The 19,187-nt window shown below is 69.9% G+C and carries 20 protein-coding genes and 1 tRNA gene; 1 reads left to right on the top strand and 20 read right to left on the bottom strand.

The genetic code is table 11. The features are described from left to right. Window positions 1-27: 27 nt before the first annotated feature. From B0675_RS15685 to B0675_RS15645, 9 genes are all read right to left on the bottom strand, one after another. A complete protein-coding gene (locus B0675_RS15685; protein ID WP_081219440.1) occupies window positions 28-1,167 on the bottom strand; it encodes an LCP family protein in 1,140 nt (379 codons plus the stop codon). Between the two features lie 210 nt (window positions 1,168-1,377). Next, window positions 1,378-3,123 carry a trypsin-like serine protease gene (locus B0675_RS15680; RefSeq protein ID WP_241539793.1) on the bottom strand — a complete coding sequence of 582 codons (1,746 nt, stop codon included), beginning with the start codon at window positions 3,121-3,123 and terminating at the stop codon, window positions 1,378-1,380. Window positions 3,124-3,311: 188 nt separating this feature from the next. Beyond that, a complete protein-coding gene (gene rho, locus B0675_RS15675; protein WP_081219438.1) occupies window positions 3,312-5,369 on the bottom strand; it encodes a transcription termination factor Rho in 2,058 nt (685 codons plus the stop codon). Window positions 5,370-5,757: 388 nt separating this feature from the next. After that, window positions 5,758-6,687, bottom strand: coding sequence for a homoserine kinase (gene thrB / locus B0675_RS15670; RefSeq protein ID WP_081219437.1), 930 nt, complete (start codon window positions 6,685-6,687; stop codon window positions 5,758-5,760). A 396-nt stretch (window positions 6,688-7,083) separates the two neighbouring features. Further along, window positions 7,084-8,142, bottom strand: coding sequence for a threonine synthase (thrC, locus tag B0675_RS15665; RefSeq protein ID WP_081219436.1), 1,059 nt, complete (start codon window positions 8,140-8,142; stop codon window positions 7,084-7,086). 6 nt (window positions 8,143-8,148) lie between these two features. Beyond that, window positions 8,149-9,441 (bottom strand): homoserine dehydrogenase, encoded by a 1,293-nt coding sequence (locus B0675_RS15660; protein ID WP_081219435.1) that lies wholly within the window; start codon window positions 9,439-9,441, stop codon window positions 8,149-8,151. Between the two features lie 143 nt (window positions 9,442-9,584). After that, window positions 9,585-10,976, bottom strand: coding sequence for a diaminopimelate decarboxylase (gene lysA / locus B0675_RS15655; protein ID WP_081219434.1), 1,392 nt, complete (start codon window positions 10,974-10,976; stop codon window positions 9,585-9,587). A 19-nt stretch (window positions 10,977-10,995) separates the two neighbouring features. Beyond that, window positions 10,996-12,027 (bottom strand): ArgS-related anticodon-binding protein NrtL, encoded by a 1,032-nt coding sequence (gene nrtL, locus B0675_RS15650; RefSeq protein ID WP_081219433.1) that lies wholly within the window; start codon window positions 12,025-12,027, stop codon window positions 10,996-10,998. Window positions 12,028-12,459: 432 nt separating this feature from the next. After that, complete coding sequence (locus B0675_RS15645) at window positions 12,460-12,978, bottom strand: response regulator (protein WP_081219432.1); 519 nt, start codon at window positions 12,976-12,978, stop codon at window positions 12,460-12,462. Window positions 12,979-13,129: 151 nt separating this feature from the next. Between B0675_RS15645 and B0675_RS15640 the strand changes: the two genes are divergently transcribed. After that, window positions 13,130-13,201 (top strand) — tRNA-Arg (locus B0675_RS15640). Between the two features lie 233 nt (window positions 13,202-13,434). On the opposite strand, the gene B0675_RS15635 is transcribed toward B0675_RS15640, so the two are convergent. The 11 genes from B0675_RS15635 to B0675_RS15590 form a co-directional block, all read right to left on the bottom strand. After that, window positions 13,435-14,808, bottom strand: coding sequence for a tyrosine-type recombinase/integrase (locus B0675_RS15635; protein ID WP_081219431.1), 1,374 nt, complete (start codon window positions 14,806-14,808; stop codon window positions 13,435-13,437). Continuing rightward, a complete protein-coding gene (locus B0675_RS15630) occupies window positions 14,805-14,975 on the bottom strand; it encodes a helix-turn-helix domain-containing protein (RefSeq protein ID WP_081221816.1) in 171 nt (56 codons plus the stop codon). The genes B0675_RS15635 and B0675_RS15630 overlap by 4 nt, the downstream gene beginning before the upstream one ends. Before the next feature lie 11 nt (window positions 14,976-14,986). Beyond that, window positions 14,987-16,381 (bottom strand): replication initiator protein RepSA, encoded by a 1,395-nt coding sequence (repSA, locus tag B0675_RS15625; RefSeq protein ID WP_081219430.1) that lies wholly within the window; start codon window positions 16,379-16,381, stop codon window positions 14,987-14,989. Continuing rightward, the gene (locus B0675_RS15620) at window positions 16,378-17,028 is read right to left on the bottom strand and encodes a DNA cytosine methyltransferase (protein WP_081219429.1); all 651 of its coding nucleotides are present in this window, start codon (window positions 17,026-17,028) and stop codon (window positions 16,378-16,380) included. The genes repSA and B0675_RS15620 overlap by 4 nt, the downstream gene beginning before the upstream one ends. Continuing rightward, window positions 17,025-17,237: a hypothetical protein gene (locus B0675_RS15615; protein ID WP_081219428.1), complete on the bottom strand. Its 213-nt coding sequence runs from the start codon at window positions 17,235-17,237 to the stop codon at window positions 17,025-17,027. Before B0675_RS15615 ends, B0675_RS15620 begins: the two co-directional genes overlap by 4 nt. A 5-nt stretch (window positions 17,238-17,242) precedes the next feature. Beyond that, complete coding sequence (locus B0675_RS15610) at window positions 17,243-17,425, bottom strand: hypothetical protein (protein ID WP_081219427.1); 183 nt, start codon at window positions 17,423-17,425, stop codon at window positions 17,243-17,245. A 93-nt stretch (window positions 17,426-17,518) separates the two neighbouring features. Continuing rightward, window positions 17,519-17,752 (bottom strand): hypothetical protein, encoded by a 234-nt coding sequence (locus tag B0675_RS15605; RefSeq protein ID WP_081219426.1) that lies wholly within the window; start codon window positions 17,750-17,752, stop codon window positions 17,519-17,521. A 1-nt stretch (window position 17,753) separates the two neighbouring features. Then, window positions 17,754-18,062 (bottom strand): SpdD protein, encoded by a 309-nt coding sequence (locus B0675_RS15600; protein ID WP_081219425.1) that lies wholly within the window; start codon window positions 18,060-18,062, stop codon window positions 17,754-17,756. 23 nt (window positions 18,063-18,085) lie between these two features. Next, window positions 18,086-18,241 carry a hypothetical protein gene (locus B0675_RS40560; RefSeq protein WP_107482637.1) on the bottom strand — a complete coding sequence of 52 codons (156 nt, stop codon included), beginning with the start codon at window positions 18,239-18,241 and terminating at the stop codon, window positions 18,086-18,088. A gap of 8 nt (window positions 18,242-18,249) precedes the next feature. Next, window positions 18,250-18,438 carry a mobile element transfer protein gene (locus tag B0675_RS15595; RefSeq protein ID WP_081219424.1) on the bottom strand — a complete coding sequence of 63 codons (189 nt, stop codon included), beginning with the start codon at window positions 18,436-18,438 and terminating at the stop codon, window positions 18,250-18,252. Between the two features lie 14 nt (window positions 18,439-18,452). Further along, complete coding sequence (locus tag B0675_RS15590; protein WP_081219423.1) at window positions 18,453-19,118, bottom strand: DUF2637 domain-containing protein; 666 nt, start codon at window positions 19,116-19,118, stop codon at window positions 18,453-18,455. Between the last annotated feature and the right edge of the window lie 69 nt (window positions 19,119-19,187).

Here is a 19,187-nt window from a genome sequence, read left to right as displayed (position 1 = left end):
CGGCGCCGGGCGGCCTCCCGGGCGGGGTCAGCCGGAGCTGACGACGTTCTTCGCGGAGCCGGTGGCGGTGCCCTCGGTGGCCGACTTCGGGATCGGCCGGTCGTCCTTGAGCGCCTTCCAGACCTGCGCCGCCTTGTCCTTGTCGACCAGGACGCGGTTGGCGTCGGCACGGTCGTACTGGACCGGCATCGTCACCATGGTCATGTGCGACGAGCTGATGCCCTTGAGTCCGTTGGCGAAGGACGCGAGGTCGGTGACCGAACCGATGTCGGAGTCGGTGGTGACCGTCTTGGTCGCGGTGTCGGCCAGGTCGTAGAGCTTCTTCGGGCTGGACAGCACGCCGAGGTGCTTGACCTGGTCGACCAGGGCCTTGATGAAGGCCTGCTGGAGCTGGATGCGGCCCAGGTCGGAGCCGTCGCCGACGCCGTGGCGGGTGCGCACCAGGCCGAGCGCCTGCTCACCGTCGAGGGTGTGCGTGCCGGCCGTCAGGTGCAGATGGCTGTCGGGGTCCTTGATGCTCTTGGTCGTGGTGACCTTGACGCCGCCGAGGTCGTCGATGAGCTTCTGGAAGCCGGTGAAGTCGACCTCGACGTAGTGGTCCATGCGGATGCCGCTGACGGACTCGACGGTCTTCACCGCGCAGGTGGCGCCGCCGGTGGAGTACGCGGAGTTGAACATCACGCCGGAGGCCGCGTCGTGGGTGGTGCCCTCGGCGTCGGTGCAGGACGGCCGGTCGACCAGGGTGTCGCGCGGGATGGAGACCACGCCGGCCTTCTTGTGGCCCTTGTACACGTGGATGATCATCGCCGTGTCGGAGCGGGCGCTGCCGTCGTCGGTGCCGCCGCCCAGCTTCTTGTTGCCGCCGGCACGGGTGTCCGAGCCGAGGACCAGGATGTTCTCGGAGCCGTTGTCGACCTTCGTGGGCCGGTCGCTGCCGAGCGCCTGGTTGATGTCGACGCTCTTGATGTTGCCGTTGAGCTTGAAGTACAGGTAGCCGGCTCCGGTGCCGCCGAGCACCACGATGCCCGCGGCGCTCCACGCCGTGATGAGCAGCGCCTTGCTCCGTGTGCTGCGCGCCTTGCGGCGGCGGCCCTTCGTGCCCCGGCGCGGGGCGCTCTTGCCCGGTTCTCCCGGTATCTCGGGCTCCGGTGTGCTCTCGGCAGGCATGTGCTCCTCAGTCCCTTTGCGGTCGGTTACCCCCTGCTTTCAGGGCTAGGCCCATCTGGTCGTGACGAGGCGTACCGCTCCATGGTCACTCCGTACGGTCAGACGGGGAAACTCGGGAAAGGGTTGCACAACGCTCTGTGCCCATCATGTGGCTCGATGGACACAGAGCGTCACCGGCGAGACCGGGCGAAAACCCGCTCACCTGCGATTTCAGCCGAAGATGTCGTACTGATCGAAACCGGTGCCGAGCGAGACCCTTGTGGCAAAGATCTCGCTGGTGGCCTTTCCGGTCCCCGGGTACAGGTAGAGCGTGCCGCCGGAGCTGCGGGCCAGGAAGTCGGCCTTGCCGTCGCCGGTCACGTCCCCGACGGCGTCGAAGGCGTTGTAGGTGCTCCAGGTGCGCACCTTGATGCGGCTGGAGAACGCACCGCTGCCGGTCTTGCCGGTCCCCTTGTAGAGGTAGATGTACGAGCCGGACTTGCTGCGCGCGATCAGGTCGGCCTTGCCGTCACCGGTGAAGTCCCCATGTCCGCGTACGGAGTTGTACTGGCTCCAGCCGGTGCCGACCTGCACCCGCGAGGAGAAGGTGCCGTTGCCCTTGCCGGGGTACTCCCACATCGTTCCGGAGGAGTCGACGGAGAGCATGTCGGGGAGGCCGTCGCCGGTGAGGTCGCCGGGCGCGATGACGCGCAGGCGGGTCCCCCAGCTGCTGAAGATCCTGTCGGTGGACCACTTGCCGGTCGCGGGCAGGAAGTGGGACCAGAAGACGTCGCCGCTGGCGCTGTCGCGGACCACGAGGTCCTGGTAGCCGTCGCGGTTCAGGTCGGTCTGGAGCACGACGTTGACGCCGTTCCAGTCGCCCCAGGAGACGCGGGTGGCGAGCGAGGTGCCCTTGGAGTCCTTCTGGTAGCCCTTCTTGCTGGAAGCGCTGCGCAGCCACACGTCGGCCTTGCTGTCGCCGCTGAGGTTGGTGTCCTCGACGTGCGGCCAGGCCGCGCCGACGTAGGTGCTGACCTTCGAGAAGACGCTGTAGGCGCCCTTGGCGACGCAGTCCTTGACGCCCCAGGAGACGACGCCCACGATGCGGCTGTTGACGATCAGCGGACCGCCGGAGTCGCCGTTGCAGGCCGTCGTGGTGCCCGCGTCCGTGCCGGTCGCCTTGGTGCCCGCGCAGACCATGTGGCCCGCGACGAACTCACTGCCGTAGGCGCTCTTGCAGGTGGTGTCCGAGTTGACCGGCAGCGTGGCCGTCTTCAGCGTCTCGGAGATGTCCTGGGTGGTGGAGGTGGTGCGGCCCCAGCCGTAGAGCGTCGCCTTGGTGGCGGAGGCGTAGGAGGCGGTGTCCCCGGACGTCGTCATGCGGATCGGCTTGGCGGTGATGGGGCTCGCCAGGGTGATGACCGCGATGTCGTTGTCGAAGGTCGTCGCGTTGTACGACGCGTGGTTCCACTGCCGCCAGGGAGCGCTGACCGTGGCCCCCTGCGGCAGGGTGCTGCCGCTCGCCAGCTGGGAGGTGCCGGTGATGACCGCGCCGTTGGCCTTCCAGTCGTATCCCTTGACGCAGTGCGCGGCGGTGAGGATCTTCGTCGGCGACACGACGGATCCGCCGCAGAAGAAGCCGATGTCCTTGGCCTCGTCGTAGTACCAGAGCTGGGCCATGAACGGGGCCGTGCTGATGCTGGTCGTGGTGCCGCCGATGATCTTCGGGTCGGCCTTCGCCGCGTTCGTGTCGGCGCTCAGGGACGCCTTCTGCGCCGTACGTCCCGCGGTGTCGTCACCGGCGACGGCGCCCGCCACACGCTTCTCCAGCTCGGCCAGGGACGGCGTCGCGTGCGCGGGCCGCACGGTCGGTGTGGGCGGCGTCGAGCTGGGCGCGGCGTTCGCGGACGACATCAGGAGCGCGCCCGCGACGGCGGCGGCGAGGCCGGCTGCGGCGACCGGGACGGCTATCCGCATGCGGCGTCTGTGACGACCGCCTCCAGACATGGGTGTTTCCACTCAAGTCCCCCCTCAGAGTCAAGAGTTCAGATCTGCTTCAGCAGACGTTCAAGGGCGTGATCGTACATGTGTCCCCATCAGCGCAAAGGGCCGCCCCCGTCACGCGCGTGACGGGGGCGGCCCTGGTGCTACTGGCCCGGAGGACCTCAGTCGTTGCCGTTGCCCGGCGACGGCGTGGTCTTCTGGATCTGGAGCAGGAACTCGGCGTTCGACTTCGTCTGCTTCATCTTGTCGAGCAGCAGCTCGATCGCCTGCTGCTGGTCGAGCGCGTGGAGCACGCGGCGCAGCTTCCAGGTGATGGCGAGCTCGTCGCTGCCGAGCAGGATCTCTTCCTTACGGGTACCGGACGCGTCGACGTCCACCGCGGGGAAGATGCGCTTGTCGGCGAGCTTGCGGTCGAGCTTGAGCTCGGCGTTGCCGGTGCCCTTGAACTCCTCGAAGATGACCTCGTCCATGCGCGAGCCGGTGTCGACGAGCGCGGTGGCCAGGATCGTCAGCGAACCGCCGTCCTCGATGTTGCGCGCCGCACCGAAGAAGCGCTTCGGCGGGTAGAGCGCGGTCGAGTCGACACCACCGGACAGGATGCGGCCGGAGGCCGGGGCGGCGAGGTTGTACGCACGGCCCAGACGGGTGATCGAGTCGAGCAACACGACGACGTCGTGGCCCAGCTCCACCAGACGCTTGGCACGCTCGATGGCGAGCTCGGCGACCGTGGTGTGGTCCTCGGCGGGACGGTCGAAGGTCGAGGAGATGACCTCGCCCTTCACCGACCGCTGCATGTCGGTGACCTCTTCCGGACGCTCGTCGACCAGGACGACCATCAGGTGGCACTCGGGGTTGTTGACGGTGATCGCGTTGGCGATCGCCTGCAGGATCATGGTCTTGCCGGTCTTCGGCGGGGCCACGATCAGACCGCGCTGGCCCTTGCCGATCGGCGCGACGAGGTCGATGATCCGCGTCGTCAGCACGCCCGGGTCCGTCTCCAGACGGAGGCGGTCCTGCGGGTAGAGCGGCGTCAGCTTGTTGAACTCCGGGCGCCCGCGGCCGGATTCGGCCGCCATGCCGTTCGCGGAGTCCAGGCGGACCAGCGCGTTGAACTTCTCGCGGCGCTCGCCGTCCTTGGGCTGACGGACGGCACCGGTGACGTGGTCACCCTTGCGCAGACCGTTCTTGCGGACCTGGGCGAGGGAGACGTACACGTCGTTGGGGCCGGGGAGGTAGCCCGACGTCCGGATGAACGCGTAGTTGTCGAGGATGTCGAGGATGCCCGCGACGGGGATCAGCACGTCGTCGTCGGCGACCTGCGGCTCGGCGATCTCGTCGCGTCCACGACGCCCACGGCGGTCGCGGTAGCGTCCGCGCCGGCCGCGGCGTCCTCCGTCGAAGTCGTCGTCGTCCTGCGGGCCGTTGTCCCGCGGGCCGTTGTCACGCTGCTGCTGGCGGTCCTGACGGCCGCCGCCCTGCTGCTGACGGTCACGGTCCTGACGGTCCTGGCGCTGTCCGCCGCCCTGCTGCTGACGGTCCTGGCCGCCCTGGCCGCCCTGCTGCTCGTCACCCTTGCCGCCACGGCGGTCGCGGTCACGGCCGCCCCGGTCGCGGTCACGGCGGTCGCGGCGCTCACGCCGGCCCTCGGCGCCGTCGGCGTCGACCTGGGTCTGCGTGTCGCCCTTCGCCTCGGCGACGACCGTCTCGGGGCTGCCCGCCTCGGCGGTGGCACGGCGACGACGGCGCTCGGCGGGGGCGTCCTCACCCGCACGCTCGGTGTCGCCCGAACGGGCGGGGCCGCCGGCCGGCTGGCCGGGAATCTCGATCTGCTGCTGGGCCACGGCCTTCTCGGCCGCGACCTTCTCCGCCTTCTTCTCGGCCGGAGCGTCGGCCTCGTCACCCGTACGCGCCTTCGAGGTGGCGCGACGCTTCGGCTTGGTCTCGGTGGCCACGTCGGCGGATGCCGCCTTGGCCGGAGCACCGCCTCCCGCCTGCGCCTCCTTGATGACCTCGATCAGCTGGCTCTTGCGCATACGCGCCGTGCCCCTGATCCCGAGGCCGGATGCGACCTGCTGCAGCTCGGCCAGCACCATGCCGTCGAGGCCGGTACCGCGGCGTCGCCTGGAGCCGGCACCGGTGGCAGGCGCGGAGGCGTCCGTGGCGGGCGCGGCAGCGGTCTCCTCGACACGTGCGCCCATCAGATCGGTGGTGTCGCTCACGAAGGGTCCTTCCCTGGAGCGGACGTCGGCCTGTCTGGCTCGGCGACCGGTTGTGCTGTCCGGATTTGGTCCTTGCTGTGTGGACCGTGCCGGGGCGGTGGTCCGCCAAAGCGGCGGAAGACATATCTGGTGATGACGATTCCCGGGCCGAGGCACTGAATTGCGGTGTCATCGGCATGGTCACGCCGGTTCCGGAGCGTGCTCAGCACTGCTCAGCGCATAGCACCCAATGCAAGGCACAAAGCAGTTTGGGAGGCTCCCGGAAGAATGGGTGTCCCGGACGGGGACGCGAAGCACCTCGCCATGGTGGGGTCGGGTGCAGACTTGAGGTTAACACTACCGGATCCAACAAACATTCCCCCTCTCGAAATCCGGCAACCGTGCGTCGTCAACCAACGCCGACGGGTGCGAGCGGCAGCACGCACGCCCCCTGGGCGTCGAGGTCCAATCGGTTCGCGGCCCACCCCTGACCTGCGAGATCAGCGACCTTGTCGGCCGCGGCGCGGTCCGCGAGAGCGAGCACCGTGGGGCCCGCTCCGGAGATCACCGCGGGGATTCCGTCGGCGCGCAGACGGTCGACGAGCGCGGCGCTCTCCGGCATCGCGGGGGCCCGGTAATCCTGGTGCAGCCGGTCCTCGGTCGCGGGCAGCAGCAATTCGGGACGCCGGCTCAGTGCCTCGACGAGCAGTGCGGCGCGGCCCGCGTTGGCGGCGGCGTCGACATGCGGCACGGTGCGCGGAAGCAGACCCCGCGCGGTCTCCGTGAGCACGGGCTTTCCCGGTACGAAAACCACCGGAACGATGGAATCGGCGGGCTCCATCCTGATCGCCCGGGCCGCGCCGGACTCCATCCAGGAGAGCGTGAAACCGCCGAGCAGACAGGCCGCGACGTTGTCGGGGTGTCCCTCGATCTCGGTCGCGAGCTCGAGGAGCGCGGTGTCGTCGAGCCGGCTGTCCCCGCCTATCGTCACCGCGCGGGCGGCGACGATACCGGCGCAGATGGCGGCGGAGGAGGAGCCCAGACCGCGGCCGTGCGGGATGCGGTTGGCGCAGACGATCTCCAGACCGCGCGGCTGGCCGCCCAGCAGGTCGAAGGCGGTGCGAAGGGAGCGGACGAGGAGATGACTCTCGTCGCGCGGCAGCGTCTCACTGCCCTCACCTGCGATGTCGATGTGCAACCCGGAGTCGGCCACCCGGACGACGACGTCGTCGTAGAGCCCCAGTGACAGGCCGAAGGCGTCGAAGCCCGGGCCGAGGTTGGCACTGGTGGCGGGGACGCGCACCCGGACGGCGGCGGCGCGGAACGCTGGACCGGCCATCGCTCGATGACTCTCCTTGAGCTGCGTGATGTACGAGGTGTTCGATGAACTGCGGAAGAAAACTGCGGCGGAGGGACACGAGGACCCGGAGGCCGCAGGGACGTCACGGCGCCGCGGCATATGCGGCGGGCGGGTTCGGTACAGCCTATCGAAGGAAGGTTCTGTGGCGACATAGGGCGCACGGGAGGCGCACGATGCGTGTCGTAAGCCCCCTGTGCACCCCCCGTCGGTTCACCGCGGGAACGGCCCTCGAAGCGGCCGGATTTCATCGGCTTCTGACGCTTTTCCGCCCGCTTCCCCCGCGGTTCCCACTCCGTCGGGCGTGGTCGGCGGGGCCCTGGGCCCCGCCTGGCGGGTTTACGCCTGGCGGCTTTACGCCAGACGGGATCGCCCGCGTTACGCCAGTCCGAGCCGCTCCGCCGCCGTCGCCGCGTCCACCGGGACGGTGACGGGCTGCGGAGCACCCGCGACCGCCCAGTCGGGGTCCTTCAGACCGTTGCCCGTGACGGTGCAGACGATGCGCTGCCCCGGATCGACCTTGCCCTGCTCGGCCGCCTTCAGCAGACCGGCGACCGACGCGGCGGACGCGGGCTCGACGAAGACACCCTCCTGGGCGGCCAACAGCCGGTAGGCGCGCAGGATCTCACGGTCCGTCACCTCGTCGATGAAGCCGCCCGACTCGTCCCGCGCGGCCAGCGCGAACTTCCACGAGGCCGGGTTGCCGATCCGGATCGCGGTGGCGATCGTCGACGGGTCCTTGACGACCTCGCCGCGCACGATGGGCGCGGAGCCGGACGCCTGGAACCCCCACATGCGCGGGGTGCGACGGGCGATGCCGTCGGTGGCGTACTCGGTGTACCCCTTCCAGTACGCGGTGATGTTGCCCGCGTTGCCCACCGGAAGGACGTGGATGTCGGGCGCGTCGCCGAGCATGTCCACGATCTCGAAGGCGGCGGTCTTCTGGCCCTCGATACGCACCGGGTTCACCGAATTGACCAGCGCCACCGGGTAGTTGTCGGACAGCGAGCGCGCCAGCGTCAGACAGTCGTCGAAGTTGCCGTCGACCTGGAGGATCTTGGCGCCGTGCACGAGGGCCTGGCCCATCTTGCCGAGCGCGATCTTGCCCTGCGGCACGAGGACGGCGCAGACCATCCCGGCACGCACGGCGTAGGCGGCGGCGCTCGCCGACGTGTTGCCGGTGGAGGCGCAGATGACCGCCTTCGCGCCCTCCTCCTTGGCCCGCGTGATCGCCATGGTCATCCCGCGGTCCTTGAAGGACCCGGTCGGGTTGGCGCCCTCCACCTTGAGGTGGACCTCGCAGCCCGTGCGCTCGGAGAGCACCTGCGCGGGCACGAGCGGCGTTCCGCCCTCGCGGAGCGACACGACGGCCGTGCTGTCGGATACCGGCAGCCGGTCCCGGTACTCCTCGATGATTCCGCGCCACTGGTGGGTCATTGCTGGTTACTCTCCTTCAACCCGCATGATGCTGGCGACGCCCCGCACGGTGTCGAGGCCACGCAACGCCTCGACGGTCCCGTCGAGGGACGCGTCGGACGCACGATGGGTGACGACGACGAGGGAGGCCTCGCCGTCCTTGCCGGACTGGCGCACGGTGTCGATGGACACCCCGTGCTCGGCGAAGACGGTGGCCACCTGGGCGAGGACACCCGGCTTGTCGGCCACGTCGAGGCTGATGTGGTACCGCGTCACGACCTCGCCCATGGGCGAGACGGGCAACTGGGTGTACGCCGAGTCGCCGGGCCCGGTCGCACCGCCGAGCCGGTTGCGGCAGACGGCCACCAGGTCGCCGAGGACCGCGGAGGCGGTCGGGGCGCCGCCCGCGCCCGGCCCGTAGAACATCAGCTGGCCGGCGGCCTCGGCTTCGACGAACACGGCGTTGTACGCGCCGCGCACGGAGGCGAGCGGGTGGGTCAGCGGGATCATCGCGGGGTGCACGCGTGCCGTGACGGACCCGCCGTCGGCGGCCCGCTCGCAGATGGCGAGCAGTTTGATGGTGCAGCCCATCCCCCGCGCCGAGGCGAAGTCGGAGGCGGTGACCTCGGTCATGCCCTCGCGGTAGACGTCGTCGAGGCGCACGCGCGTGTGGAAGGCGATCCCGGCGAGGATGGCGGCCTTGGCCGCGGCGTCGAAGCCCTCGACGTCGGCGGTCGGGTCGGCCTCGGCGTACCCGAGGGCGGTGGCCTCGTCGAGGGCCTCCTGGTAGCCGGCGCCCGTCGAGTCCATCTTGTCGAGGATGAAGTTGGTCGTGCCGTTGACGATGCCCATCACGCGGTTGATCTTGTCGCCGGCGAGGGACTCGCGCAGTGGGCGGATCAGCGGGATGGCACCGGCGACGGCGGCCTCGTAGTAGAGGTCCCGGCCGTTCTCCTCCGCGGCCGCGTGCAGCGCCGCGCCGTCCTGCGCGAGCAGCGCCTTGTTCGCGGAGACGACGGAGGCGCCGTGCTCGAACGCGGTGGTGATGAGCGCCCGGGCGGGCTCGATCCCGCCGATGACCTCGACGACCACGTCGATGTCGCCGCGTTTGACGAGGGCGGTCGCGTCCGTGGTGACCAGCGCGGGGTCGATGCCCTCGCGCACCTTCGACGGGCGGCGGACGGCCACGCCCGCCAGCTCGACGGGGGCACCGATCCGGGCGGCGAGGTCGTCGGCGTGCGTCGTCATGATGCGCGCCACCTCTGAGCCGACAACCCCGCAGCCCAGCAGCGCCACCTTCAGCGGACGCGTACGCATCATCCGACCTCGTTTCCTCATACCGTCTTCGGTTGGACCAGTCTCACTCACCGGACGGGAGTTTCTACCCTTCGTCCGGATCGTGAGACGTCTATTTCATTTTTCTGGTAGGTGGTGACAGGAGATCTTCCACCCGGTTCATCCGGTCAGCCGACGTCGAGACGCAGCAGGTCGTCCTCCGTCTCGCGGCGCACGATCACCCGGGCCGCACCGTCCTTCACGGCCACGACCGGCGGCCGCAGCGCGTGGTTGTAGTTGCTGGCCATCGACCGGCAGTAAGCGCCGGTCGCCGGTACGGCGATGAGGTCGCCCGGCGCCAGGTCGGCCGGCAGGAACGCGTCCTTCACCACGATGTCGCCGCTCTCGCAGTGCTTGCCGACGACCCGCGCGAGCATCGGTTCGGCGTCCGAGGTGCGCGAGACGAGCGCCACGCTGTACTCGGCGTCGTAGAGCGCGGTCCGGATGTTGTCGGACATGCCGCCGTCGACGGAGACGTACGTCCGCAGCCCTTCGAGCGGCTTGATCGTGCCGACCTCGTAGAGCGTGAACGCGGTCGGCCCGACGATGGCGCGCCCGGGCTCGACGGAGATACGCGGAGTGCGCAGCTTCGCGGCCTCACACTCCCGAGTGACGATCTCGCTCAGCGCCTTGGCGATCTCGTGCGGCTCACGGGGGTCGTCGTCACTGGTGTACGCGATGCCGAGACCGCCGCCGAGGTCGATCTCGGGCAGCTCGACGCCGTGCTCGTCACGGACGGCGGCCAGCAGCCCCACGACGCGCCGCGCGGCGACCTCGAAGCCGGCCATGTCGAAGATCTGCGACCCGATGTGCGAGTGGATCCCGACGACTTCGAGCCCGTCGAGCGTCAGCGCCCGCCGTACGGCCTCGGCGGCCTGCCCGTCGGCGAGCGCGATGCCGAACTTCTGGTCCTCGTGCGCGGTGGCGATGAACTCGTGCGTGTGTGCCTCGACGCCGACGGTGACCCGGATCTGCACCCGCTGCCGCCTGCCCAGCGACTGCGCGATGTGCGCGACCCGGACGATCTCCTGGAAGGAGTCGAGCACGATCCGCCCGACCCCGGCCTCGACGGCCGCGTGGATCTCCGCGGTCGACTTGTTGTTGCCGTGGAAGGCGATGCGGTCGGCGGGCATTCCGGCGGACAGCGCGGTCGCCAGCTCGCCCCCGGAGCAGACGTCCAGGTTGAGCCCCTCCTCGTGCAGCCACCGCACGACGGCACGCGACAGGAAGGCCTTGCCCGCGTAGAACACGTCGGCGTCGTGACCGAACGCGGTACGCCACGCCCGTGCCCGCTCCCGGAAGTCCGCCTCGTCGACGAAGTACGCCGGCGTGCCGAACTCCTCGGCGAGCGCGGTGACTTCGAGCCCGCCGACGGTCACGACCCCGTCCTCCGTACGACGGACGGTGTGCGACCACACCTTCGGGTCGAGGGCGTTGAGGTCGGCCGGCGGAGCGCTGTAGTGCCCCTCGGAGAAGACGTCGGCGTGACGGGGCCCGGCGGGGTGTGCGGAACGGCTCATGTCGGTAGGGCTTTCTGCTTCAGAGATATTCGGGTGCGCTGATGCCGAGCAGGGACAGGCCACCGGCCAGCACCGTCCCGGCGGCTTCGGCGAGCGCGAGCCGGGCGCGGTGGGCGGCCGAGGGTTTCTCGTCCCCGAGCGGCAGCACGAGGTGCTGGAACAGAAGAAGGGAGTCGGCGACCCCGACAAGGTGCCGGGCGAGCCGGTCGGGCGCCCGGTGCGCGGCGGCGAGCCGGAGGGTGTGGGGGTACTCGGCGAGAACGGAGAGGAGCTCGGCGCCTCCGCGGGCGGTGTCATCGAGACGGTCGGGCAGGTCGCCGTCGCCGCGAACCTCTCCCTCGGCCCGTACGTCACCGCCCACGCGGACGCCGAACCCGAGGGCGTCGGCGTTCCGGCGGAGGGCACGGCAGCGGGCGTGCGCGTAGCGGACCCGGAAGAGGGGGTTGCCCTCGCGCTGGAGAAGGTGATCGGCGCTGATCCGGGGCCGGTCGTGGGACGCCGGGTACAGCAGCGCCCAGCGGGCGGCGTCGGCACCGAGCGGAGCGGGATCCTCCGGGGCGGGCACGGGCCGCAGGTTCACCGGCTCGCCGTGCCGCACCTCGGCCCGTCCACTTTGGGTCGCGACGATCCGTACGAGCGTGTCGGCGACGACCTCGGCGCGCGTGTCATAGGGGACGCGCAACTCGACGACCTGCCCGGCGAGGCTGTCGCCGTACCCGTACCGCTCACCCCGGGTCAGCACCTCGTCCACCAGAGCGGCGGCGGCTCCACCCCCGAGGGTGATGTTGAGGAAGCCGGGCCCGGTGACGGTCACCTCGGCGACACCGGGCTCGTCACCGATGTGCGGCCGGAGGATCTCGGCGACGTCGAGCGCCGGCAGCCCCGCCGGCCCGGCGAGCCGCAGGGCGACGTTGGTCGCATAGTCCCCGCATCCCCCGGGCCCGGGCGGACCCACCCCGGCACTGACCGGCACGGAAACGCTCAGTTCCCCCACGTCGACAGCACGACGCACCGCGCGCAGCACGGTACGGGAGAGCTCGACGGGGGTCACGGGACAAGCCTAGGGGAGAAGGGGGGTGGGTTTGCGACCCGGTTTGGGGGATCGTCCGGGATGTGGACGGGGGCTGTAGCGGGGCACGAGGGGGCGGGGGTGGGATCGGGTCCTTCCACGGGGGCGGCGACGGCTGCGGAGGAAGACGGCGGCTACAGAGAAAGTGGAGGGGACTGACGCTGGGGGTGCATGTGGGGCGCTGGGTGTGGGGGGGGGAGCCCGGGTCGAGGTGGTCGGCGTGACCTTGTCGAAGGTCGCGGCGTGGCCGCGGGGAGAGACATGGGACTTGGCATCGGGCTTCGGTCGGCCGCTCCCCCGACCTGCCCCTCGGCCGGCACCGGGCCTGCCTGGTGCCGGTCGAATGATGAATGCCGAAGCGTGAAGGTCGACGGGTGGATGTCGACGGGTTGATACGGAGAACGGACCGGGCCGTCAGGAGCCAGTACGACCGGCGCGTTCGGCGCGCTCGACTTCTTCGCCGGCGTCGGCGCTGCCACCGAACCCGTCGCCGTCACCACCGATCGCCTGCCCGCGCTCCACCAACTGCTTGACGAGCCGCACCAGTTCGGAGGGCTCGAACGGCTTGGCGAGGAAGGCGTCGACTCCGACGTCGAGGCCGCTCTCGACCTCGTACTGGGTACAGGCGCTGACGATGGCGAGCGGAAGGTTCCGCGTGCGGGGGTCGGCGCGGAGGCGGGCGGCGGTGCGCAGTCCGTCGAGGCGGGGCATCACGACGTCGAGGGTGACGACATCGGGCCGAACCTGGTGGACGACGTCCAGACATTCGGCACCGTCAGCGGCGGTCACGACCTCGAGACCCTCCAGTTCGAGGTTGACCCTGATCAGCTGCCGGATGACCTTGTTGTCGTCCACAACAAGCACCCGGCCGGACGCGCCTGGCACAACTCGAGAGTAGGTCCGGGCGAGCCACCGCGTCCGGGTTTTCCCCACTTCCACCCCGTGCGGACCCGACCACGCTCCGCGAACGGCCGCCGGTCCCGCGCCCGCGCCGACGCGACCCGGCCGCACCCCAAAACCGGTGGCGATCACCCCTGAAAGAGCTGGTAGGGTTCTACCCGTCGCCGCACAAAGCGCCCGACACGCCCCCGTAGCTCAGGGGATAGAGCAACGGCCTCCGGAGCCGTGTGCGCAGGTTCGAATCCTGCCGGGGGCACCCCTTATGAGGTGCCCAAAGACCCCGTCACCAGCGGAAACGCTGAGGCCGGGGTCTTCGCGTATCTACAGCCCTGCGCAGCCGTATGCCGCCCTGAGCGGCCCCATGTCAGCGTCTGTGGACTATTCGTGGACAGGATCTTGGGACGTTTCCCCTGGTCAACCCCCGCAAATGGCGAAGGCCCCCGGAAAGCTCCAGGGGCCCAGCGTAGGACGCGCGACGTTGGCGCCCGGTCAGTCGTACTCGTTCAACAGGTCCTCGATGCGTCGGTTGGCCACCTCCTGACGCCCATCCAGACACTTTGCGTAGCGGCCGAGCAGAACCTCAACGCTGTTGCCCGCCCTCTCTGCGACCTCCGTCGGGTCGACACCCGCGTTAAGCCAGGTCGACAGGGCCGAGTGGCGAAGGTCGTACGGCCGACGCGCCAACGGCGAGACCACCGCGGCCGGCGGAAGCGCCAGGGTGCGAGCTTCCTGCCACGCTCGCGAGTAGGTCGAGGAAGCGACCACTCCCCCGCCCTCACTGAAGAAGAGGCGCCCGTCCGCCGCAGTCCCGAAGGTGTCGAGGTGTTCACGGAGCATTGCCACGAGTTGGGGCGGAATCGGAACGCGGCGCACGTCCTCCGCCGGGCGATTCTTCAGCCCGCGGTCGTCGTGGCTCTCACCGGAGTCCGTCCACTGTCGTCCGACGCTCGGGCGTGTCCGATGGAGAAGCATGGTGCCCCACCGCTGTTCCGTCAGGGTCAGGCCGGCGTCCGTCAGGCCGACCGCTTCGGCAGGACGAAGACCGGCGAAGTACATGCAGGCGAAGAGCCCCACCAGACGACGGCCGCGCGCCCTGCTGTAGCCGCCCACGTAGGACACTGCGTGAAGAAGTGAGAGAGCCTGCCGCGGATTCACAACCACCCGCGGGTCCACCTCACCGGACACCTTGGGCTTCTGCCAACGCACCGAGGTCAGGGGGTTCTCCCTGAATTCACCGAGATCCACGGCGTAGTGGAGAGCGTTGACGAAGGTGTATCGCTTGCGGCGTACGGTCTCCGCCGCAGCAGACTTCCCGTCAAGACGGATCCTGAACGAGTCGAGTACCTCACGTGCCGTCACAGGATCAGCCAGATCATTCAAGGGGCGCGACGCTTTGGCAATCCAGTGCAGGGCGTTTCCAACCTCTGTCGGCACCTCCCGCTCAGCCGGGCCAGGCAGCACGAAAGCCCAGTTGCGCAGAGCCTGCCGAAGCACCGGAGCTCCCGGCCGCCCAGGAACGTCATTGAGCAGCGCGATCGTCACGGACGCCAGAGACTCGTTCATTCCGTCGCGAGTGTTGGGTGCGGCGTGTGGCCATTTCATGGCCAGGTACTTCAGAGCAAAGGCGTACCAAGTCAGTTCTGCCTTCTTCTCGGACATCGATTCCGGAAGGCCGCCGACGTCGTCGAACTCTTCACCGTCACGAGCTGCGCTCATGAGCTTGGTTCGGTAGTGATCTGCGAGCGCTTTGGTCCGGAAGGTCTCGGAGAAGACCTTGTCTGAGACGGACCAACGGACGTCGTACGAGGGTCGCTTTGAGGCCCGCTTGCGAACTCCCCAGATTTTCACGTTCAGGGATTTCACGCGGCTTCCTCCCGCTCGTGCAGCCACGCCGTAAAGTCGCTTCGCCACACCCGCAGCTCGCCATTCGGCAGCTTCAGCGCTTTCGGTGCCTGGCCCAGCTCTCGCCAGCGGTAGAAGGTACGCCGCGAGACTTTCCCCAACTCAGTGAGGATCTCTGGAACCGTCATCAGTTCATCCCTCACGGGTGTGCTCCTTCCAGGGCCAGTTCGTCGCACAGGGCTTCGCGTGCGGTTTCGCGGTTGAGTTGAAGGTCGCGGCGGATGTTGGCGGCGAGCCAGGATTCGCCGGGGGTGTAGCCGTGGCCGGCGTAGGTCCAGTGGGCGAGCACGAGGGTGGTGGCCTCGGGATTGTCGTCTGGGTCGGGCAGGCCGAGGGCGGCGCGTTGTTGGGCGGCGCGGTAGTCGGCCCTCACCTGGCGCAGGGCGCCGAAGGTGGTGGAGTAGCGGCGGGACTTGGTGGAGAAGTGGCCGCGGAAGCCGAGCATGTGCGCCCAGTCGCGTAACTTCCGGTCCGGGTAGAGCCCGTGCAGATCCAGGCAGGCTTCGATGAGCCGGCGGGGGTGGTCGGGCACGTCGAGCAGGACCAGGGCTTCCTTGTTGCCGATCCGGCGATCAACGGTGCCGGTGGTCTCCGCGGCCTTGGTGGCGTACTTGGCGACATAGGAGGCCACGGCCTGTTCGGTGATCTCCGAGCCGTCCCCGAAGGCCTTGATCCGCTGGGCGTCGAGCTGTGTCCCCCAGCCCAGCGTGCGAGCCGGCTCCGGGCCGGCCGCGGGGACGTCGACCGCGACCCGGGCAGCGGCGGCATGGATCGCATCGGTGAGGAGGTCGAGCGTGGCCCAGTACGGCGGCGGGGTGTCCGGTCCGTCGGGTCCGTCGAAGCGGATCACGGCGTGGAAGTGCACGGCGCCGCGCTTTTGGTATTCGGCGACCTTGCCGAAGGACAGCCGGGACGCTTCCCGCGCAGCTTTCTGTGTGAGGCCGGCCCGGCGGGCGATCTCCCGGCGTAGGTAGATCGTGAAGTACCGCCACAGGTCCGAGGCGTGGTTGTTCCACAGCACCGCGCCCGCGTAGTCGTACGTGCCCGGGTCGAGCGGCGTGCCGAGTTCGGGAGCGTCCTCACCATGCCGGGTGCCGCAGCGGCAGGGCCGGGTTCCGGGCCGGTTGTGCACGGGGCCGAAGCTGGGGGCGGTGAGGGTGGCGAAGACCCGCGGGTGATCCCGGACCGTGTGCGGGGTCCCCTTGTCCGGGTCACCGGTGAGGCCGGCGCGGATCAGGTGGTAGGTGTCGCCGGCGTAGGTCCAGGCGCAGGCCGGGCAGCGCGAGGCGCGGCGGTTGCCGCAGGCGATGCGGAGCATGCCGCCCGGCTCTTCGTCGGTGCTGTAGTAGTGCAGGACGGTCTTGGTGGTCGGGTCGATGGTCTTGGTGGCGCCGGTCAGGCGGATGGGGTCGGAGCATCCTCCGGTGCGGCGGATCTGTTCTTGCCAGCGGTCGAAGTCGGCGGAGCCGGCCACCCTCAGCACGTCGCTGAAGGTGGCCGCGTCCAGGCCCGCCGGGGTGGCGGTGTAGCTCACGCGGCCACCTCCAGGCGGGAGGCGAGCAGGGCGGTGCCGATCCGTTGGGTGTAGGCCGGGGGGATGCACTCGCGGATGCCGTCGCGGTTCATCCATGGGACGCCCATGACCTGCCGGGCGAGGGCGACGCCGGAGAAGTTGCCGATGAACTGGCCGTAGTGGCCGGGCGGTACGGGACGGCCCATTTTGGCCTGGGGCGCGGTGTGCCGGGGGTGGCGGGGCTGGACGAGGTGGAAGCCGCCGCCGGTCTCGAAGTAGCGGTGCCGGTAGGTGGCCATGGCGAACATGGCGCCGCACAGCAGGACAGGTGTGCGGAGCTTGGGCAGGGCGCCGCGGACGTTCTCCATCACGAAGGGCCTGCCGGTCGCTTCGAGAGCGGTGCGGGTCGGGCCGATCAGATCCGGGTGGGCGTTGCCCCGCAGGCGCTGGCAGTCGCTGTCGAACTGGCAGGGCGGGGAAGCATGGATGAAGTCGAAGCCGGCACCGTGCTCGCGCAGGTAGTCGAGCGCGTCCGCCTGGACGAAGCGGAACGGGTAACGGGGCTGCGGGGTGGAGTCGACGCCGGTGACGTCGAATCCGGCGTCCGCGTATCCCTTGCCGGCGCCGCCCTGGCAGCAGAACAGGTCCAGGACCCTGGGGGCGGTCATCGTCGGCCCCCTCGGTGGGCGGGGCCGTGGTTGTCGGTGTAGTCCTCGACCAGCGCCTTTACGTCGTTGTCGCCGTTGGCGTGGTCCTCAGCACCGCAGCCGCCGCACACGTAGTCCCCCTGGGACCGGGTGTGCTGCGTGCCGCCGCGGACTCGGAGACCGGGGCTTTCCGGGGTGGGGTTGAGGTAGGCGGGGAGTTTGCGAGCCATCCCGGTCACCTCCCGGCCCGGACGAGGGCGGAGCGCCGGACCGTGCAGCCGGTGCCGCGGCAGGCCCGGCAGGTGATGCGGAGCGTGGCGCGGGACCCGTCGGAGTTTCGGGTGCCGGTGGTGATGGCGACGACGGGGAACCCGTCGCAGTCGCGGCAGACAGGAGTGTTCGGGACGTGCTGAGGCATGATGAGGGAGCCCTTTCGGGTCGAGAGATCTGGAAGTGGTGGAGCCGTCCGGGGCGGCGGATACTTGGCGGTTGAGGCCGCCCCGGACGGGTGTTACTTGCGGCGGTTGCGTCCGCGCGGGATGGGCGGGATGGAGTCGTAGGACTCCTGGCCGTGCTGAAACGACGCGGCGTCGGTGTCGCCGTTGGCGGTGTTGGAGAACTCGCGGCCGATGCGGCGCATGGTCTTGCGGTCACCGTGCCGGCGGGCGATGGCGAACTCGCGGCCCAGTTCGGCCATTTCCGGATTGCTCGGGGTGGTGTCGCTCTTGCGGCTGAAGAAGCCCATGTCAGCGGTTCCTTTCCTGGTTGAGGATCGAGCGGAGAACGACCGCGACCACGGCCACCGACATCCCGGTGATGGCCACGGCCAGCAGCAGCGAGACCAGGACCGCGCCAACGACGAGGACCACGGCCGTGCCACCGCCGACGAGCGCGAGCGTGCTGCCCGCGGTGAGCTGCACCGTCGGACGGTTGGAGACCGGGGCGACCGGGGCGACCGGGGCCGGGGCCTGCACGGCGGGCACCGCGGCGGCACTCGGGGCGATGGGAGCCGGCGGCGGGGCGGTGTCGGGGGTCGGGTACTTCGGGGTGAACATGGCGGTTGTCCCTCCTGGTTGGGTTACTTGACGACGGTGGCGATGGCAGGGCTGAGGAAGCTGTCGGCGATGAGGTAGCCGCCGAGGAGGAGCACGGCCACGAGCCACCAGGGCGGGCGGGCGAGCTTGACGCCGAGGGCGCCGACGACGATCAGGGCGAGCCAGAGCGGGACGTCCACGGCTTCTCCTAGGCCTTGCAGCGGTGGGTGCGGGCGGCGAGTTCGGCGCCGGAGCGGTCGGGGTAGTCGGCGGAGAAGCCGCAGCCGGGGGCGGAGCAGGCCGCGGTGTGCTTGTCCCGGCCGTGTCCGTCGAAGTAGGTGGCGACCTGTACGGGGCCGATGCGGATCACGTTGCGAAAGCGCCGGTGGACGGGCATGACGGTCCTTTCGATCAGGTGAGTTGGAGTTCGGCAGTGATGGCCGCGGACATCGGGCCAGGCAGTCCGAGCCGAGCCGTGAGCGCGTCCGCGGGCATCGGCGTACCGGTCGTGGCGCGGTGGCTGTCGGCGATCTTCCGTGCGTGGTCCAGGAGCGCGACGGGCACCGTCACCGCAGGAGCAGCAGCGGGAGCCGGAGCAGGTGAGGCGGGAAGTTCCGGGGCCGCCGGCGGGGCCGGGTCATCACGGCGCACATCGACCTCGGCCGGTTCGTCCACAGGCTGTGCAGGAGCCACGACCGCCGCCGAGGCGGGGGTGTCGGTGGGGGCGTGGACGAGGAGGGTGCCGCCGAGGAAGGCGAGGGCGGGCCAGCCGGCTACGAGAATGCACAGCCAGTCCGGGACGTGCTTCAGGTCGAGGAGTCCGGCGGTGGCGATGTTCGCGCCCAGTGAGGCGAACAGGGCGATCACGAACCAGGTCCAAGCAGACCGGTCCCGGCGTGCGGTCCGCAGTCGGCGCCAGGCGGCGACGAGCAGCAGATCAACGCTGATCGGGTAGGCCCAGGCCTTCCAGCCGGATTGGCCGGCGGCTTCGGCAAGGTCGTGCAGGTGGGCGAAGGACAGCGCACCGGCGATCACAGCCTGAACGAGAACGGCATCCGGTCGCATCGAGCGGGACATATCTTCACCTCCTTCGCGGAGTTGGGCCGGGAGCGGGCGAGGATCGGTGTCCGGCCGCCCGGTCCCGGC

This window comes from Streptomyces sp. M41(2017) (genome assembly GCF_002078175.1).
Lineage (GTDB): Bacteria > Actinomycetota > Actinomycetes > Streptomycetales > Streptomycetaceae > Streptomyces.
The sequence above is the reverse complement of the archived record's forward strand: the minus strand, read 5'-3'. Positions and strand labels throughout refer to the sequence as shown.

Bases quoted from the DNA above. Each gene is read 5' to 3' on its own strand.
- B0675_RS15685 (WP_081219440.1), bottom strand. From the start codon at position 1,167: ATGCCTGCCGAGAGCACACCGGAGCCCGAGATACCGGGAGAACCGGGC.
- B0675_RS15680 (WP_241539793.1), bottom strand. From the start codon at position 3,123: ATGCGGATAGCCGTCCCGGTCGCCGCAGCCGGCCTCGCCGCCGCCGTC.
- thrB (WP_081219437.1), bottom strand. From the start codon at position 6,687: ATGGCCGGTCCAGCGTTCCGCGCCGCCGCCGTCCGGGTGCGCGTCCCC.
- thrC (WP_081219436.1), bottom strand. From the start codon at position 8,142: ATGACCCACCAGTGGCGCGGAATCATCGAGGAGTACCGGGACCGGCTG.
- B0675_RS15660 (WP_081219435.1), bottom strand. From the start codon at position 9,441: ATGATGCGTACGCGTCCGCTGAAGGTGGCGCTGCTGGGCTGCGGGGTT.
- lysA (WP_081219434.1), bottom strand. From the start codon at position 10,976: ATGAGCCGTTCCGCACACCCCGCCGGGCCCCGTCACGCCGACGTCTTC.
- B0675_RS15630 (WP_081221816.1), bottom strand. From the start codon at position 14,975: ATGACGGTTCCAGAGATCCTCACTGAGTTGGGGAAAGTCTCGCGGCGT.
- B0675_RS15620 (WP_081219429.1), bottom strand. From the start codon at position 17,028: ATGACCGCCCCCAGGGTCCTGGACCTGTTCTGCTGCCAGGGCGGCGCC.
- B0675_RS15615 (WP_081219428.1), bottom strand. From the start codon at position 17,237: ATGGCTCGCAAACTCCCCGCCTACCTCAACCCCACCCCGGAAAGCCCC.
- B0675_RS15610 (WP_081219427.1), bottom strand. From the start codon at position 17,425: ATGCCTCAGCACGTCCCGAACACTCCTGTCTGCCGCGACTGCGACGGG.
- B0675_RS15605 (WP_081219426.1), bottom strand. From the start codon at position 17,752: ATGGGCTTCTTCAGCCGCAAGAGCGACACCACCCCGAGCAATCCGGAA.
- B0675_RS15600 (WP_081219425.1), bottom strand. From the start codon at position 18,062: ATGTTCACCCCGAAGTACCCGACCCCCGACACCGCCCCGCCGCCGGCT.
- B0675_RS15595 (WP_081219424.1), bottom strand. From the start codon at position 18,438: ATGCCCGTCCACCGGCGCTTTCGCAACGTGATCCGCATCGGCCCCGTA.
- B0675_RS15590 (WP_081219423.1), bottom strand. From the start codon at position 19,118: ATGTCCCGCTCGATGCGACCGGATGCCGTTCTCGTTCAGGCTGTGATC.